This window comes from Burkholderia sp. KJ006 (genome assembly GCF_000262695.1).
GTDB lineage: Bacteria > Pseudomonadota > Gammaproteobacteria > Burkholderiales > Burkholderiaceae > Burkholderia > Burkholderia vietnamiensis.
In genome coordinates, this window is the sequence record NC_017920.1 from 2,694,642 (window position 1) to 2,709,879 (window position 15,238).

The window sequence follows — 15,238 nt, forward strand, 5'->3', positions numbered from 1 at the left end:
CCTGTCGGTCATGCGCCGTACGTGAGCGCGAGCAGCACGCGCGCGACGAGCGCGCCAACGCCGACGGCCAGACCGAAGATCAGCAGCGCCTGCAGCAGCCGGTTGGTGCGCTTCTGCTCGAGGAGGATCTGACGCATCAGATCGTCGCTCGCCGCGCGCGTGCCATCTTGTCGTTCGGCCAGCGCGTGGTGGATCAGGCGCGGCAGCTGCGGCAGCGTCTTGCTCCATTGCGGCGCCTCGACCTTGAAGCGCTCGTACCAGCCGCGCAGACCGATCTGCTCGGTCATCCAGCGCTCGAGATACGGCTTCGCGGTCTTCCACAGGTCGAGCTCGGGGTCGAGCGAACGGCCGAGCCCCTCGACGTTGAGCATCGTCTTCTGCAGCAGCACCAGCTGCGGCTGGATCTCGACGTTGAACCGGCGCGACGTGGAGAACAGGCGCATCAGCACCTGGCCGAGCGAGATGTCCTTCAGCGCGCGGTCGAAGTACGGCTCGCACACCGCGCGGATCGCGCTTTCGAGCTCCTCGACGCGCGTCTCGGGCGGCACCCAGCCCGATTCGAGGTGCAGCGTCGCGACGCGATGGTAATCGCGCTTGAAGAATGCGAGGAAGTTCTGCGCGAGGTAGTTCTTGTCGAAATCGGACAGCGCGCCGACGATCCCGAAATCGAGCGCGACGTAGCGGCCGAACGTGTTCGGATCGAGGCTCACCTGGATGTTGCCCGGATGCATGTCGGCGTGGAAGAAACCGTCGCGGAACACCTGCGTGAAGAAGATCTCGACGCCTTCGCGCGCGAGCTTCTTGATGTCGACGCCCGCGCTGCGCAGCGTTTCGACCTGGCTGATCGGCACGCCGGTCATGCGCTCCATCACGAGCACCTGCGACGTCGAGAAATCCCAGAACATCTCGGGCACCAGCAGCAGGTCGAGCCCGGCGAAGTTGCGGCGCAGCTGGCTGCCGTTCGCGGCCTCGCGCATCAGGTCCAGCTCGTCATGCAGGTACTTGTCGAACTCGGCGACGACCTCGCGCGGCTTCAGGCGCCGCCCGTCGGCCCACATGCGCTCGGCCCACGTCGCGATGTCGCGCATCAGCGCCAGATCGGAATCGATCACCGGCAGCATGTTCGGACGCAGCACCTTGATCGCGACCGCCTTGCCCGCATGCACGCCCTGCTTGAGCTTCGCGAAATGCACCTGCGCGATCGACGCGCTCGCGACCGGCTCGCGCTCGAATTCGTCGAACAGCTCGTCGACCGGCGCGCCGAGCGACTTTTCGATGATCGCGATCGCGACCGCCGAGTCGAACGGCGGCACCTGGTCCTGCAGCTTCGCGAGCTCGTTCGCGAAATCGACCGACAGCAGATCGCGGCGCGTCGACAGCACCTGGCCGAACTTCACGAAGATGGGGCCGAGGCTCTCGAGCGCGTGACGCAGCCGCACCGCGGGCGGCGACGAATAGCGGCGGCCGATCGTCGTGATTCGCAGCAGCAGCTTCACGCGCCGGTCGTCGATCCGGGACAGCATCACCTCGTCGAGGCCGAAACGGATGACGGTATAGACAATCTTGATGAAACGTAAAATGCGCATGCGCTGCGGCCCTCAGTGCGCGCCGCGCAGGCTGGAACCCGCACGCGCGCCGATTTTTTGTTCGAGTCGCTCGATCCGTTTCTCGACGCGCGCGAGCGCATCGCGCGCCCGCGCCAGTTCGGCGTCGAAGCCGCCGAGCGCGGTGCGCCGGACGACTTGCGGGTTCTCGTCGAGCCAGTACTCGGCGACGGAATCGAGCACGTTGCGGCCGGTGCGGCGCGCGCGTGCGCCGGCGTCGCGCACGACCGTCGCGATCCGGTGCGCCGCCGCGTCGCCGACCAGCTTCGCGAGATCTTCCTCAGGCTCCCAGCGCAGGTGCTCGGCGAGCTTCGCGATCTGCGTCGCGAACTCCGCGTCGCCCTCGATCTTCACGTGCTTCATCACGGCGGCCTGGCCGCCCTGCAGGAACGCGGCGAGCGTATCGCCAGCGAGTGCGATCGACACGTCGACGCGCTGCGCATCGTGCGCGTCGACCGCGGACAGATAACCGTCGGGCTGCACCAGCAGCGTCAGCGTGACGGGCGGCACGACGAGCCGGGCGGTCTTGCCCGCGTATGGGATCAGGCGGTCACGCGCCCACGATTCGCGCGCGAGCAGGTGATTGACGGCAGCAGCAAAAGGCTTGGCGGCAAAGGTCATCGGGCTGGGAAAGAAAAAACCCGCGCAGGCCGGGCGCCCACGCGGGTTTCTATTGTAACGTCGGATCGTCGGCAGACTGCGCTCGACCGCACGCGCCGGCGGCAAGCGGCCGCACTGCGGCGACCGTCGCCAGCAGCCGGCAAGCCGGCCGCCGGCTGCGTTCAGTGCGTGTTCAGCTGCTGGATGCCCGCGAGCAGCCAGCCCTGACCGCCCGACTTCGACAGGTTCCACACCTCTTCGAACGGCGCCGCCGACGCGTTCGCCGATTCGCGGATCAACCCATGGAAGCGCACGCTCGCCGCCTGCTCGATGCCGCGATCCTCGATCGCGACCAGTTCCGCGTCGAGCTGCACGACGTCGGTCTGGTTCGCTTCGTTGCCGCGCGAATCGAGGTCGATCTTGATCTCGGCGAACATTTCGGGCGTCGTGAACTCGCGGATGTCGGCCATGTTGCCCTGGTCCCATGCCGCCTGCAGGCGCACGAAGTAGACCTTCGCGCTGCGCAGGAACGCTTCGGTGTCGAAGCCGGCCGGCACCTGCAGCGGCGCCGCGCCGAGCGCGCCTGCCGCGCCCGCGGCCGCCGCACCGCCGCCGAACACACTTTGCGCCTCGTTGGCATAGCTGCTGCCGCTGCCCGCGTAGTTGCCGCCGCTGCCCTGCTGGAACGACGAACCCTGGGCATAACCGCCCGCCGACGACGCCGAGCCGCCAGCCGAATACGCCGGCTCGTGCGGGCGGCGCCGGTTCATGAACTTGCGGATCAGCCAGATGCCGACCATCGCGAGCAGCGCGATCACGATGACGTTCGCCATCATGCTCGCGAACGCGCCGCCGAGACCGAAGTGCGACAGCAGCGCCGCGATGCCGAGGCCGGCCGCGAGACCGGCGATCGGCCCGAGCCAGCGCGAGCGGTTCGGCTGCGCGGCCGGCGCCGGAGCGGCCGGGTTGGTGCGCTGCGCCGGCGCGGCCTGCTGCATCGGCTGCTGGGCGGGCGGCGTGGCCTGACGCTGCGTGACGGTGGAGCTCTGGCGGCCGATGCTGCGCCCGCCGCCCATGCGCCGCGCCTCGGCGTCGAGCGATGCGAACGTGCCGGCCGTGAGCAGGCCGACCATCAGCAGCGTGCCGACCCGTCGAGCCCACGGCTTCGACGGCTTGCTACGGTTGAACAACGAACGCGACTCGGACATCAGCTTCTCCAGATGTAAGACGAATGTAGGGATAGAACCCTTTAGTACTTGGATCCTACGTGTAAAGCTACCACGCCACCTGACAAATTGTAATATTTGACGGCGTCGAGACCCGCTTGTTCCATCATCGTCTTGAGGGTGTCCTGATCGGGATGCATCCGGATAGATTCAGCAAGATACCGATAACTGTCGGCATCTTTCGCGAACCTGTCGCCAAGCCACGGTAATACTTTGAAAGAATAAAGATCGTAGGCCTTTTTCAGCGGCTCCCACACTTTCGAGAATTCCAGCACCATCACGCGGCCGCCGGGCTTCGCGACGCGGCGCATCTCGGCGAGGGCGGCGTCCTTGTGCGTCATGTTGCGCAGCCCGAACGCGACGGTGACGACGTCGAAGTAGTTGTTCGGGAACGGCAGCTTTTCCGCATCGCACAGCAGCGACGGCGTCACGACGCCCTTGTCGAGCAGCCGGTCGCGGCCCACGCGCAGCATCGATTCGTTGATGTCGGTGTGCCAGACTTCGCCCGTCGGGCCGGCCGCCTTCGCGAATGCGCGGGTCAGGTCGCCGGTGCCGGCCGCGATGTCGAGCACCTTGAAGCCGGGGCGGACGTTCGCCTGCGCGATCGTGAACGCCTTCCACGCGCGGTGCATGCCGGCCGACATCAGGTCGTTCATCAGATCGTAGTTGCTCGCGACCGAATGGAACACGCCCGCCACTTTCTTCGCTTTTTCGGTTTCCTCGACGCTTTCGAAGCCGAAGTGGGTTTTGCTCATCGCGTTGATCCTCAGTAAATGGCAAGACGGCGCCGAGCGGGCGCCGTCGATTTCAGTGGCAGTGGCCGTGCGGCGCGGGGGCCGCCTGCATCGGCGCATCGCGCTCGACGCCCGCCGCCTTCAGTTTGTCGAAATAGTCGCGCCACAGCGCATCCTGCTGCGTCGCCAGTTCATACAGCAGATCCCACGAGTAGATGCCGGTCGAATGGCCGTCGGAGAAGGTCGGCTGCAGCGCGTAGTTGCCCACGCCCTCGAGCGCGGTGATGGTCACCTCGCGCTTGCCGGTCTGCAGCGTCTCCTGGCCGGGCCCGTGGCCGCGCACCTCGGCCGACGGCGAATAGACGCGCATCAGCTCGAACGGAATCCGGTAGCTCTCGCCGTTCGGGTACTGCAATTCGAGCACGCGCGACACCGCGTGCACGACGACGCCGGACGGAATCGGCGTCGTGGAAGTCAAACCGCTCATGCCTGCCTCGAATCGGGGGTTCGTTGAATTTCTTCGCGCACCGCATTGTGCAGCAGCGACGCCTGGGCCGCGCGCGCGCGCAGCAACGCCTCGGACACGCTGCGCTGGCGCGGCGCCCACACCGGCTGCGGAAAGTGCGCGTCGTTCGAGAAGCGCGGGATCACGTGCCAGTGCACGTGCGGCACCATGTTGCCGAGGCTCGCGAGGTTCACCTTGTTCGGCTGCATCACGCGGCGCACCGCGCGCTCCACTGCATACACGATGCGCATCAGATGTGCCCGCTCGGGCTCGCCGAGATCGGAGAACTCGGCCACGTGCGCGCGCCAGATCACGCGGCAGAAGCCCGGGTAGTCGTGCTCGGCCGTCGCGAGGACGACCCGCAGCACGTCGTCCTGCCACAGCACCTCGCCACCGTCTTCACGGCAAAACACGCATTCCATCGTCGCTCCCTGTGCACGGGGGCCGGCTCGTCAACGCCGGCGCCCGCTCTCGTTGCATGCCCGCATTAGACCAGTACGCGCTCGATCCCGCCATTGTTCGCACGTGCGACATAATCGGCCATCCAGTTCTCGCCGAGCACCTGGCGCGCGATTTCGACGACGATGTAGTCGGCCTCGAGGTTCGCGTCCTCGTTGTAGCGCGAGAGGCCCTGCAGGCACGACGGGCAGCTCGTCAGGATCTTCACGTCCGGGCCGCTCGCGGCCGCCGGCGCCGGCGCGCCGTCGGCCATGACGGGAATGCCGCGCAGCTTCGCCGCGCCCTTGCGGATCTCCTCTTCCTTGCGGAAGCGCACCTGCGTCGACACGTCCGGACGCGTGACGGCCAGCGTGCCCGACTCGCCGCAGCAGCGGTCGTTCTTCTCGATCCGGTAGCCGTCCTTCTCCGCGCCCATCAGCTCGTTGACGAGCTTGACCGGGTCCATCGTCTTGATCGGCGTGTGGCACGGGTCGTGATACATGTAGCGCGTGCCCGTCACGCCGTCGAGCTTCATCCCCTTCTCGAGCAGGAACTCGTGGATGTCGATGATCCGGCAGCCGGGGAAGATCTTGTCGAATTCATAGCCGGCGAGCTGGTCGTAGCAGGTGCCGCACGACACGACCACCGTCTTGATGTCGAGGTAGTTCAGCGTGTTCGCGACGCGGTGGAACAGCACGCGATTGTCGGTGACGATCTTCTCGGCCTTGTCGTACTGGCCCGAGCCGCGCTGCGGATAGCCGCAGCACAGGTAGCCCGGCGGCAGGACCGTCTGCACGCCCGCTTCCCACAGCATCGCCTGCGTCGCGAGGCCGACCTGCGAGAACAGGCGCTCGGAGCCGCAGCCGGGGAAGTAGAACACCGCTTCCGAATCGACGGTCGTCGACTTCGGGTTGCGGATGATCGGCACGATCTTGTTGTCCTCGATGTCGAGCAGCGCACGCGCCGTCTTCTTCGGCAGGTTGCCCGGCATCTTCTTGTTGACGAAGTGGATCACCTGCTCGACCACCGGCGGCCGGCCGGTCGTCGCCGGCGGATGCTGCGTCTGCTTCGTGACGACCTTCTTCAGCATGTCGTTGGCGAAGCGCTGCACCTTGTAGCCGACGCCCATCATCACGGTGCGCGCCGCGTTGATCGTCTGCGGATTGGTGGCGTTCAGGAAGAACATCCCCGCCGCATTGCCGGCGTTGAACTTCTTCTTGCCCATCTTGCGCAACAGGTTGCGCATGTTCATCGTGACGTCGCCGAAGTCGATCTTCACCGGGCACGGCGTCGCGCACTTGTGGCACACCGTGCAGTGGTCGGCCACGTCGTTGAACTCGTCCCAGTGCTTGATCGATACGCCGCGGCGCGTCTGCTCCTCGTACAGGAACGCCTCGACCAGCAGCGACGTCGCGAGGATCTTGTTGCGCGGGCTGTACAGCAGGTTGGCGCGCGGCACGTGGGTCGCGCACACCGGCTTGCACTTGCCGCAGCGCAGGCAGTCCTTCACCGAATCGGCGATCGCGCCGATGTCGGACTGCTGCATGATCAGCGACTCGTAGCCCATCAGCCCGAAGCTCGGCGTATAAGCGTTGCGCAGATCCGCGCCGTCGAGCAGCTTGCCCTTGTTGAAGCGGCCGTTCGGGTCGACGCGCTGCTTGTACGCGCGGAATTCGGCGATCTCGTCGTCGGTCAGGAACTCGAGCTTCGTGATGCCGATCCCGTGTTCGCCGGAGATCACGCCGTCGAGCGAGCGCGCGAGCGTCATGATGCGCGCGACGGCCGCATGCGCGTCCTGCAGCATCTCGTAGTTGTCGGAGTTGACCGGGATGTTGGTGTGGACGTTGCCGTCGCCCGCGTGCATGTGCAGCGCGACGAACACGCGGCCGCGCAGCACGCGCTTGTGGATCGCCTGCGCTTCGTCGAGGATCGGCTTGAACGCGCCGCCGTTGAAGATCGCGCGCAGCTCCGCGCGGATCTCCTGCTTCCACGAGATGCGGATCGTGCGGTCCTGCGTGACGTGGAACACGCTCGCGCCCGGCTGCTCGTCGGCGCGATCGGCGAACTTCTCGGCGAGCGCCTCGTAGCCGAGCTGCACCAGGTAGTGCTGCGCCTCGCGCAGCGGCTGGTCGAGCCGGTCGCGCACGAACTCCCAGCGCGCACGCACGCGCTTGAGCAGCTCCAGCGCCTGCTGCACGCGGTCTTCCAGCAGTTCGGCGCTGGGGATCTCGTTCGCGTCGTCGGTCTTGCCGAGCGGCAGGTTGCCACCGCGGAAGAACGCCTCGAGCGCGTCGACCAGCTGCAGCTTGTTCTTCAGCGACAGCTCGATGTTGATCCGCTCGATGCCGTCGGTGTATTCGCCCATCCGGTTCAGCGGAATGACGACGTCCTCGTTGATCTTGAACGCGTTGGTGTGCTTCGCGATCGCGGCCGTGCGGCTGCGGTCGAGCCAGAAGCGCTTGCGCGCCTCGGCGCTGACCGCGACGAAGCCTTCGCCGCTCTTGCCGTTGGCCATCCGGATCACTTCGGAGGTCGCCTGCGCGACCGCATCGGCGTCGTCGCCGACGATGTCGCCGATCAGCACCATCTTCGGGAACGCGTTGCGCTTGCTCTTGGTCGCGTAGCCGACCGCGCGCAGATAGCGCTCGTCGAGGTGCTCGAGGCCCGCGAGGATCGCGCCGCCCTGCTTCGCCGTCTCGAACAGGTAGTCCTTGATCTCGACGATGCTCGGGATCGCCTCGCGCGCCTGGCCGAAGAATTCGAGGCAGACGGTACGCGTGTGCGCGGGCATCTTGTGCAGCACCCAGCGCGCGGACGTAATCAGCCCGTCGCAGCCTTCCTTCTGCACGCCCGGCAGGCCGGCGAGGAACTTGTCGGTCACGTCCTTGCCGAGCCCTTCCTTGCGGAAGCGCCGGCCCTCGATCTCGAGCATTTCGGTGCGCAGCAGCTTCTCGCCCGGCGCGTACGCGCCGTCGAACCACTTCAGCTCGAAGCGCGCGACCGCGATGTCGTGGATCTTGCCCTGGTTGTGCTCGTGGCGCGTGACTTCGAGCCAGTTGCCGTCCGGGTCGACCATCCGCCACCAGGCGAGGTTGTCGAGCGCGGTGCCCCACAGCACCGCCTTCTTGCCGCCCGCGTTCATCGCGACGTTGCCGCCGATGCACGATGCGTCGAGCGACGTGGGGTCGACCGCGAACACGTAGCCCGCCGCTTCGGCCGCCTCGGTCACGCGGCGCGTGACGACGCCCGCGCCGGAGAAGATCGTCGGCACCTTGTGCGCGACGCCCGGCAGCTCGGTCAGCTCGACCGCGCCGAGCTGCTCGAGCTTCTCGGTGTTGATCACCGCGGAGAACGGCGTGAGCGGCACCGCGCCGCCCGTGTAGCCGGTGCCGCCGCCGCGCGGGATCACGGTCAGGCCGAGCTCGAAGCAGGCCTTGATGAGCGCCGCGATCTCGGCTTCTGTGTCGGGCGTCAATACGACGAACGGGTACTCGACGCGCCAGTCGGTCGCATCGGTCACGTGCGACACGCGCGACAGCCCGTCGAAGCGGATGTTGTCCTTCTGCGTGCAGCGGCCGAGCGCCTTGGTCGCGCGGCGGCGCAGGTCGGCCATCTTGTCGAATTCGTCGGCAAACTCGTCGACCGCGCGCTGCGCGGCGGCCTCGAGCATCTCGACGCGGCCGGCGCGCTCGCGGCCAGCGTCGTCACGATGCTCGGTGAGGTCGGCCCGGCGGCGCTTGCCGATCTCGGTCAGCCGGTGGTTCAGCGCCTCGATCAGCAAGGCGCGGCGCTTCGGGTTGTCGAGCAGGTCGTCCTGCAGGTACGGGTTGCGGCGCACGACCCAGATGTCGCCGAGCACTTCGTACAGCATCCGTGCCGAGCGGCCCGTGCGGCGTTCGGCGCGCAGCTCGTCGAGCACCGACCACGCGTCCTCGCCGAGCAGGCGGATCACGATCTCGCGGTCGGAGAACGACGTGTAGTTGTAGGGAATCTCGCGCAGACGGGGCGCGGGGTCGGCGGCGACGGCGGTGGCCGCGCCATGCGGATCGAAAACTTGTGGTGCGTTCATGTTCGGACGACTCGGAGGGCCGATACACCGTGCACGGGCGTCGGCAAGCGCGTGGGCGCAATCTTGGGGAAATCTGTTCTGGTGCCAGGCGCGCGACTATCTCGCATGGGGCCGGAGCGGGTGGAGACTCACCGATCCGGGCCGGCCGGGCCTGGCGGCACTCGGCGTCATCAGCACGATCGCGCGCGGCGCGCATGCCGCTGCGCCGCGGGGCTGGCAGCGCGCGGCGTCGGCTTCAACGGGGCGATCCGAGGGTGCCTCTGCATCTTCCGATCCTTGATTCAAAACGGAATTCTAACCCATGATCGGGCCGTCCGTGGCACGCCGGACAGGTCGTGGGGCTTTCGCCGCAAGCCGCGCCACGCCTGGCTCGACGCCGCTTCGCGCCGGCATTCGCCGGCCGGCCGGTCGGTAACCGCGCGGTTAAACCGCGGTTGAACCGCGCAGTGGACCCGGCGAGCACGGCATGGCAGGCCGCGAACGGCTTCGTGCGGGCGTCCTGCGGACGTCGTGCGCGCCGCGCGGCGAACCTGCCGCCGGCACGTCGCTTGCGTGCAGGCGGACCCTTGGCGCTATCATTGATCCTTTACCCTCTGCTTTTCGCACTGCCCGCGAGCGCCCATGGCATCCCACGACTACCTGAAGAAAATCCTCACCGCGCGCGTCTACGACGTCGCACGCGAGACGGAACTCGAACCGGCCCGCAACCTGTCGACACGGCTGCGCAACCCCATTTACCTGAAGCGCGAGGACAACCAGCCGGTGTTCTCGTTCAAGCTGCGTGGCGCGTACAACAAGATGGCGCACATTCCGGCCGACGCGCTCACGCGCGGCGTGATCACCGCGTCCGCCGGCAACCATGCGCAGGGCGTCGCGTTCTCGGCGGCGCGCATGGGCGTGAAGGCGGTGATCGTCGTGCCGGTCACGACGCCGCAGGTGAAGGTCGACGCAGTGCGCGCGCACGGCGGCCCGAGCGTCGAGGTGATCCAGGCAGGCGAGTCGTACAGCGATGCGTACGCGCATGCGCTCAAGGTGCAGCAGGAGCGCGACCTCACGTTCGTGCACCCGTTCGACGATCCGTACGTGATCGCCGGCCAGGGCACGATCGCGATGGAAGTCCTGCGGCAGCATCAGGGGCCGATCCACGCGATCTTCGTGCCGATCGGCGGCGGCGGGCTCGCGTCGGGCGTCGCCGCGTACGTGAAGGCCGTGCGCCCCGAGATCAAGGTGATCGGCGTGCAGGCGGAGGATTCGTGCGCGATGGCGCAGTCGCTGCAGAAGGGCGAACGCGTCGAGCTCAGCGAAGTCGGGCTGTTCGCCGACGGCACCGCGGTGAAGCTGGTCGGCGAGGAGACCTTCCGGCTGTGCAGCGAATTCCTCGACGGCGTCGTCACCGTCGACACCGACGCGCTGTGCGCGGCGATCAAGGACGTGTTCCAGGACACGCGCAGCGTGCTCGAGCCGTCCGGCGCGCTGGCGGTCGCCGGCGCCAAGCGTTACGTGGAACGCGAAGGGATCGAGAATCAGACGCTCGTCGCGGTCACCTCCGGCGCGAACATGAACTTCGACCGGATGCGCTTCGTGGCCGAACGCGCGGAAGTGGGCGAGGCGCGCGAAGCCGTGTTCGCGGTCACGATCCCCGAGGAGCGCGGCAGCTTCAAGCGGTTCTGCTCGCTGGTGGGCGACCGCAGCGTGACCGAGTTCAACTACCGGATCGCCGACGAAAAATCGGCGCACATCTTCGTCGGCGTGCAGATCCGCCGGCGCGGCGAGTCGGCCGAGATCGCCGCGAACTTCGACGCGCACGGCTTCAAGACGGTCGACCTGACGCACGACGAGCTGTCGAAGGAGCATATCCGCTACATGGTCGGCGGCCGCTCGCCGCTGGCGCTCGACGAGCGTCTGTTCCGCTTCGAGTTTCCGGAGCGGCCGGGCGCGCTGATGAAGTTCCTGTCGTCGATGGCGCCGGACTGGAACATCAGCCTGTTCCACTACCGCAACCAGGGCGCCGACTACAGCTCGATCCTGGTCGGGCTGCAGGTGCCGCAGGCCGATCGCGCCGAGTTCGAACGCTTCCTGGCCGCGCTCGGCTATCCGTATGTCGAAGAGAGCGCCAATCCGGCCTACCGCCTGTTCCTGTCGTAAAGGTTGCGTGCCATGAACCCCGAACATTCCCCGCTCGGCAAGGCCACCGTCTACGCGGCGCAGTACGACGCGTCGCTGCTGTTTCCGATCCCGCGCGCGGGCGCGCGCGAGCAGCTCGGCATCGCGGCCGCGCCGCCGTTCTTCGGCACCGACATCTGGAACGCGTACGAGCTGTCGTGGCTGAACGCGCGCGGCAAGCCCCAGCTCGCGGTCGCGACCTTCTACGTGCCGGCAGAATCGCCGAACATCGTCGAATCGAAGTCGTTCAAGCTGTATCTCGGCTCGTTCGCGCAATCGAAGTTCGATTCCGTCGATGCCGTGCGCGACGTGCTCAAGCGCGACGTGTCGGCCGCGTGCGGCGCGAGCGTGTCGGTGCAGCTGGTGTCGCCGCACGACTTCGGCAAGCTGCAGATGGAGGAGCTCGACGGGCTGTCGCTCGACCGCCTCGACCTCGACACCGACGTGTACGAGCCCGATCCGTCGCTGCTGTCGGCCGCCGCCGACGAAGCGCCGGTCGAGGAGACGCTGGTGTCCGACCTGCTGCGCTCGAACTGCCCGGTCACCGGCCAGCCCGACTGGGGCAGCGTGCAGATCCACTACGTCGGCCCGCAGATCGATCACGCGGGGCTGTTGCGCTACATCATCTCGTTTCGCAACCACACGGGCTTTCACGAGCAGTGCGTCGAGCGCATCTTCCTCGACATCCTGCAGGCGTGCAAACCGCTGAAGCTCGCGGTGTATGCGCGCTATACGCGCCGCGGCGGGCTCGACATCAACCCGTTCCGCACCAACTACAACCAGTCGATGCCGGACAACGCGCGCACAGCGCGGCAGTGACGCGCACCGGCCGCTGCGCGCGGCCCTGAACGCAACAGCCCCGCCGGTTTGCACCGGCGGGGCTGTTTGACTTGCGACCAGCAGCGCGGCCGCGTTACTTCGCCGGCGACTTGTACGCGATGCAGTCCACTTCGACCTTGCAGTCGATCACCATGCTCGACTGCACGCACGCGCGGGCCGGCGGGTTGGCGCCGAAGTACGACACGAACACCTTGTTGAACGACGCGAAATCGCGCGCATCGTCGAGCCACACGCCGCAGCGCACGACGTCCTCGACGCCGTAGCCGGCTTCCTTCAGGATCGCGATCAGGTTCTCGATCGCCTGCTTCGACTGCGTGACGATCCCGCCTTCGACGACCTCGCCGTTCACCATCGGCGTCTGCCCCGACACGTAGAGCCAGCCGTCGGCCTCGACCGCCCGCGCGAACGGCATCACCTGGCCGCCCGTCCCCTTCGCTTCGCCCACGCCATATCGCTTCATCGTTTCACTCCGTTTCAGTTCCGGTTCAGTTCCATTTCATTGCGAAGGCGCGCGCCGCTCGCGGCACACGCCGAATCTCGACCTGCCTGCCGCGCTCAGAAGGCCGCATCGGCGGCGGCCGCAGAACGCTCGCCACGCGCCACGAAGCCGCCCGCGCGCGCGCCGGTCGGCTGCCCGTTCTCGTAGGTCAGCACGCCGTTCACCCACACCGCGTCGATGCCGTGCGCCGGCTGCTGCGGCTGCTCGAAGGTCGCCGCATCGATCACGCGGGCCGGATCGAACAGCACCAGATCCGCGTGGTAGCCGACGTGCACCTCGCCGCGACGCGCGAGCCCGAAGCGCCGCGCGGACAGCGACGTCATCTTGCGGATCGCCTCCTCCAGCGGCAGCAGGTTCGTGTCGCGCACATAGTGGCCGAGCACGCGCGGGAACGCACCCCACAGGCGCGGATGCGGCAGCGGATCGTTCGGCAGCCCGTCGGAGCCGACCATCGTCGCCGGGTGCGACAGGATGCGCCGCACGTCGTCCTCGGACATGTTGTGGTACACGGCGCCGGCCGGACGGATGCGCTGCGCGGCTTCCTGCTCGGTCACGCCCCAGTCGGCCGCGATCGCCTTCAGCAATTTGCCGGCGACTTCCGGATGCGGCGCCGACCACGTGATCGTGATGTCGATGTCGCCACTCACCTGCTTCAGGTCGAGCGTCGACGAGCTGCGGCTGTACGGATAGCAGTCGCAGCCGACCGGCTGAAGGCGGCGCACGCCGTCGAGCGACGCGAGCACCTCGGTGCTGCGCCCCCAGTTCGACGGCCCCGCGCACTTCAGATGCGAGATCACGACGGGCACCTGCGCGTGCCGCCCGACCCGGTACGCCTCGTCCATCGCATCGAGGATCGCGTCGAACTCGGTGCGCATGTGCGTCGTATACAGCGCGCGCGCCTTCGCGAGCGGCTCCGCGAGCGCCATCACTTCCTCGGTCGGCGCCGCGAACGCGGAGCCGTAGGCGAGGCCCGACGACAAACCGAGCGCGCCGTTCTGGAGCGCCTCGTCGAGCTGCGCGCGCATCGCGGCGATTTCGCCGTCGGTCGCCGCGCGGTCGAGCCGGTCCATCTGGTTGTTGCGCAGCGCCGTGTGCCCGACGAGCGCCGCGACGTTGACCGCCGGGCGCGCTTCGTTCACCGCCGCGACATAGGCGGCGAAGGTCGGGTAGCGGAACGCGTCGCGCTCGCCGAGCAGGTTCATCGGATCGGGCGGGTCGCCGGCGAGCGTGACCGGCGACGCGCTGATCCCGCAGTTGCCGACGATCACGGTCGTCACGCCCTGCGAGATCTTCGGCAGCATCTGCGGCGCGCGGATCACGTGCGTGTCGTCATGCGTGTGCACGTCGACGAAACCGGGCGCGAGCGCGCGGCCGTTCGCATCGACGACGCTCTCGGCGAGCCAGTTCGACAGGTTGCCGATCGCCGCGATCGCGCCGTTGCGGATCGCGACGTCGCGCGTGACGGGCGGCGCGCCCGTGCCGTCGTACAGCTGCGCGCCGACGATCAGCGTATCGGCGGCTTCGGGATGCGAATGCATGGTCAGTCTCCTACCGGTTGACGATCTCCGCCGCCGCGATGCGCGTCGAGCGCATGCTTGATGCGGCGCAGCGATTCGCGGCCCGCATCGCCGAGCCGCAGCGCGACGCCGGTCACGAGCACGTCGATCGCCATCATCATCGCGTAGCGCGACGTCGACGGCTTGTAGATGAAATCGGTTTCGAACGCGACCACCGGGATCAGGTGATCGGCGAGCTTCGCGAGCGGCGAAGCCGGCGCGGTGATCGCGATCAGCGTCGCGCCGTAGCGCTTCGCGACGCGGCAGCTGTCGAGCAGCTCCGGCACGCGCCCGCTCACCGACAGCGCGACGACCACGGCGTCGCGCGACAGCGTCGCCGACACCATCCGCTGCAGCAGGCTGTCCTGGTAGCTCGCGACCGGCCGGCCGAAGCGCACGAGGCGAAAGCGCAGCTCGTCGGCGAGCGCGGTCGAGCCGCCGCCCTGCCCGTACACGTAGATCATCTGCGCGCCGGCGAGCAGATCGGCCGCCGCGTCGAACGACGTGTTGCGCAGCAGCTGGTGGTTGTGCGCGAGCGCGACGCAGATCTCGTCGTAGACCACCGATGCCGGGCTCGTATCGTCGGCGTGCGGCTGGTCGGACGGCGCCAGAAACCGCCGGCCCACCGCCGCCGCCTGCGCGACGAGCACCTTCAGCTCGCGCACGTCGCGGCAGCCGACGGCCTTCGCGAACCGCGTGACCGTCGCGACGCTCACCTGCGCGTCGCGCGCAAGCGCGCCGATGCTGGCATGCGCGGCGCGCGCCAGATCGGCGAGGATGAACGCAGCGACCTTGCGCTCGGCGTCGCGCAGTTCGGGCGCGCATTCGGTGATGCGTGCGACGATGTCGACGGCCGGCTGCGCAAGCTGCGCGGATGACTGGGCGGCCGCGCGTGACGCGGCCCGCGAGACGGGGGAATTCATCGGTGGAAAGCGCTGGCGCGCGTCGTGTTACTAAATAACATCACCGCGTCGATGCTACTTTCGGTACCATCGGCATGTCAA

The 15,238-nt window shown here is 67.9% G+C and carries 12 protein-coding genes; 2 read left to right on the forward strand and 10 right to left on the reverse strand.

What is annotated here, in order from left to right:
- Positions 1-8: 8 nt before the first annotated feature.
- The 7 genes from ubiB to MYA_RS12170 all read right to left on the reverse strand — a co-directional run bounded on the left by ubiB (position 9) and on the right by MYA_RS12170 (position 9,176).
- Positions 9-1,586, reverse strand: a complete 1,578-nt coding sequence (gene ubiB, locus MYA_RS12140) for a ubiquinone biosynthesis regulatory protein kinase UbiB (RefSeq protein ID WP_011885998.1) — start codon at positions 1,584-1,586, stop codon at positions 9-11.
- Between the two features lie 12 nt (positions 1,587-1,598).
- On the reverse strand, positions 1,599-2,225 hold the full coding sequence (locus tag MYA_RS12145; RefSeq protein WP_011885999.1) for a ubiquinone biosynthesis accessory factor UbiJ: 627 nt from the start codon (positions 2,223-2,225) through the stop codon (positions 1,599-1,601).
- A gap of 161 nt (positions 2,226-2,386) precedes the next feature.
- Complete coding sequence (locus MYA_RS12150; RefSeq protein ID WP_011886000.1) at positions 2,387-3,412, reverse strand: Tim44 domain-containing protein; 1,026 nt, start codon at positions 3,410-3,412, stop codon at positions 2,387-2,389.
- A 41-nt stretch (positions 3,413-3,453) separates the two neighbouring features.
- Entirely contained in the window at positions 3,454-4,185 is a 732-nt protein-coding gene (gene ubiE, locus MYA_RS12155) for a bifunctional demethylmenaquinone methyltransferase/2-methoxy-6-polyprenyl-1,4-benzoquinol methylase UbiE (protein WP_011886001.1), read from the reverse strand.
- Positions 4,186-4,237: 52 nt separating this feature from the next.
- Entirely contained in the window at positions 4,238-4,651 is a 414-nt protein-coding gene (locus MYA_RS12160) for a gamma-butyrobetaine hydroxylase-like domain-containing protein (protein WP_011886002.1), read from the reverse strand.
- Complete coding sequence (locus tag MYA_RS12165) at positions 4,648-5,091, reverse strand: HIT family protein (RefSeq protein WP_011886003.1); 444 nt, start codon at positions 5,089-5,091, stop codon at positions 4,648-4,650. The genes MYA_RS12160 and MYA_RS12165 overlap by 4 nt, the downstream gene beginning before the upstream one ends.
- Positions 5,092-5,156: 65 nt before the next feature.
- Positions 5,157-9,176 (reverse strand): DUF3683 domain-containing protein, encoded by a 4,020-nt coding sequence (locus tag MYA_RS12170; RefSeq protein ID WP_014723624.1) that lies wholly within the window; start codon positions 9,174-9,176, stop codon positions 5,157-5,159.
- Positions 9,177-9,797: 621 nt separating this feature from the next.
- Here MYA_RS12170 and ilvA point away from each other — a divergent pair.
- Together ilvA and queF are read left to right on the forward strand one after the other, a co-directional pair.
- Positions 9,798-11,321 carry a threonine ammonia-lyase, biosynthetic gene (ilvA, locus tag MYA_RS12175; RefSeq protein WP_014723627.1) on the forward strand — a complete coding sequence of 508 codons (1,524 nt, stop codon included), beginning with the start codon at positions 9,798-9,800 and terminating at the stop codon, positions 11,319-11,321.
- Positions 11,322-11,333: 12 nt separating this feature from the next.
- Positions 11,334-12,158 carry an NADPH-dependent 7-cyano-7-deazaguanine reductase QueF gene (gene queF / locus MYA_RS12180; protein ID WP_014723628.1) on the forward strand — a complete coding sequence of 275 codons (825 nt, stop codon included), beginning with the start codon at positions 11,334-11,336 and terminating at the stop codon, positions 12,156-12,158.
- Between the two features lie 94 nt (positions 12,159-12,252).
- Here the strand turns inward: queF and MYA_RS12185 are convergent, their stop codons facing one another.
- The 3 genes from MYA_RS12185 to MYA_RS12195 form a co-directional block, all read right to left on the reverse strand.
- Positions 12,253-12,639 carry a RidA family protein gene (locus MYA_RS12185; RefSeq protein ID WP_014723629.1) on the reverse strand — a complete coding sequence of 129 codons (387 nt, stop codon included), beginning with the start codon at positions 12,637-12,639 and terminating at the stop codon, positions 12,253-12,255.
- A 95-nt stretch (positions 12,640-12,734) separates the two neighbouring features.
- Positions 12,735-14,216 (reverse strand): N-acyl-D-amino-acid deacylase family protein, encoded by a 1,482-nt coding sequence (locus MYA_RS12190; RefSeq protein ID WP_014723630.1) that lies wholly within the window; start codon positions 14,214-14,216, stop codon positions 12,735-12,737.
- 2 nt (positions 14,217-14,218) lie between these two features.
- Positions 14,219-15,157: a MurR/RpiR family transcriptional regulator gene (locus tag MYA_RS12195; protein WP_014723631.1), complete on the reverse strand. Its 939-nt coding sequence runs from the start codon at positions 15,155-15,157 to the stop codon at positions 14,219-14,221.
- Between the last annotated feature and the right edge of the window lie 81 nt (positions 15,158-15,238).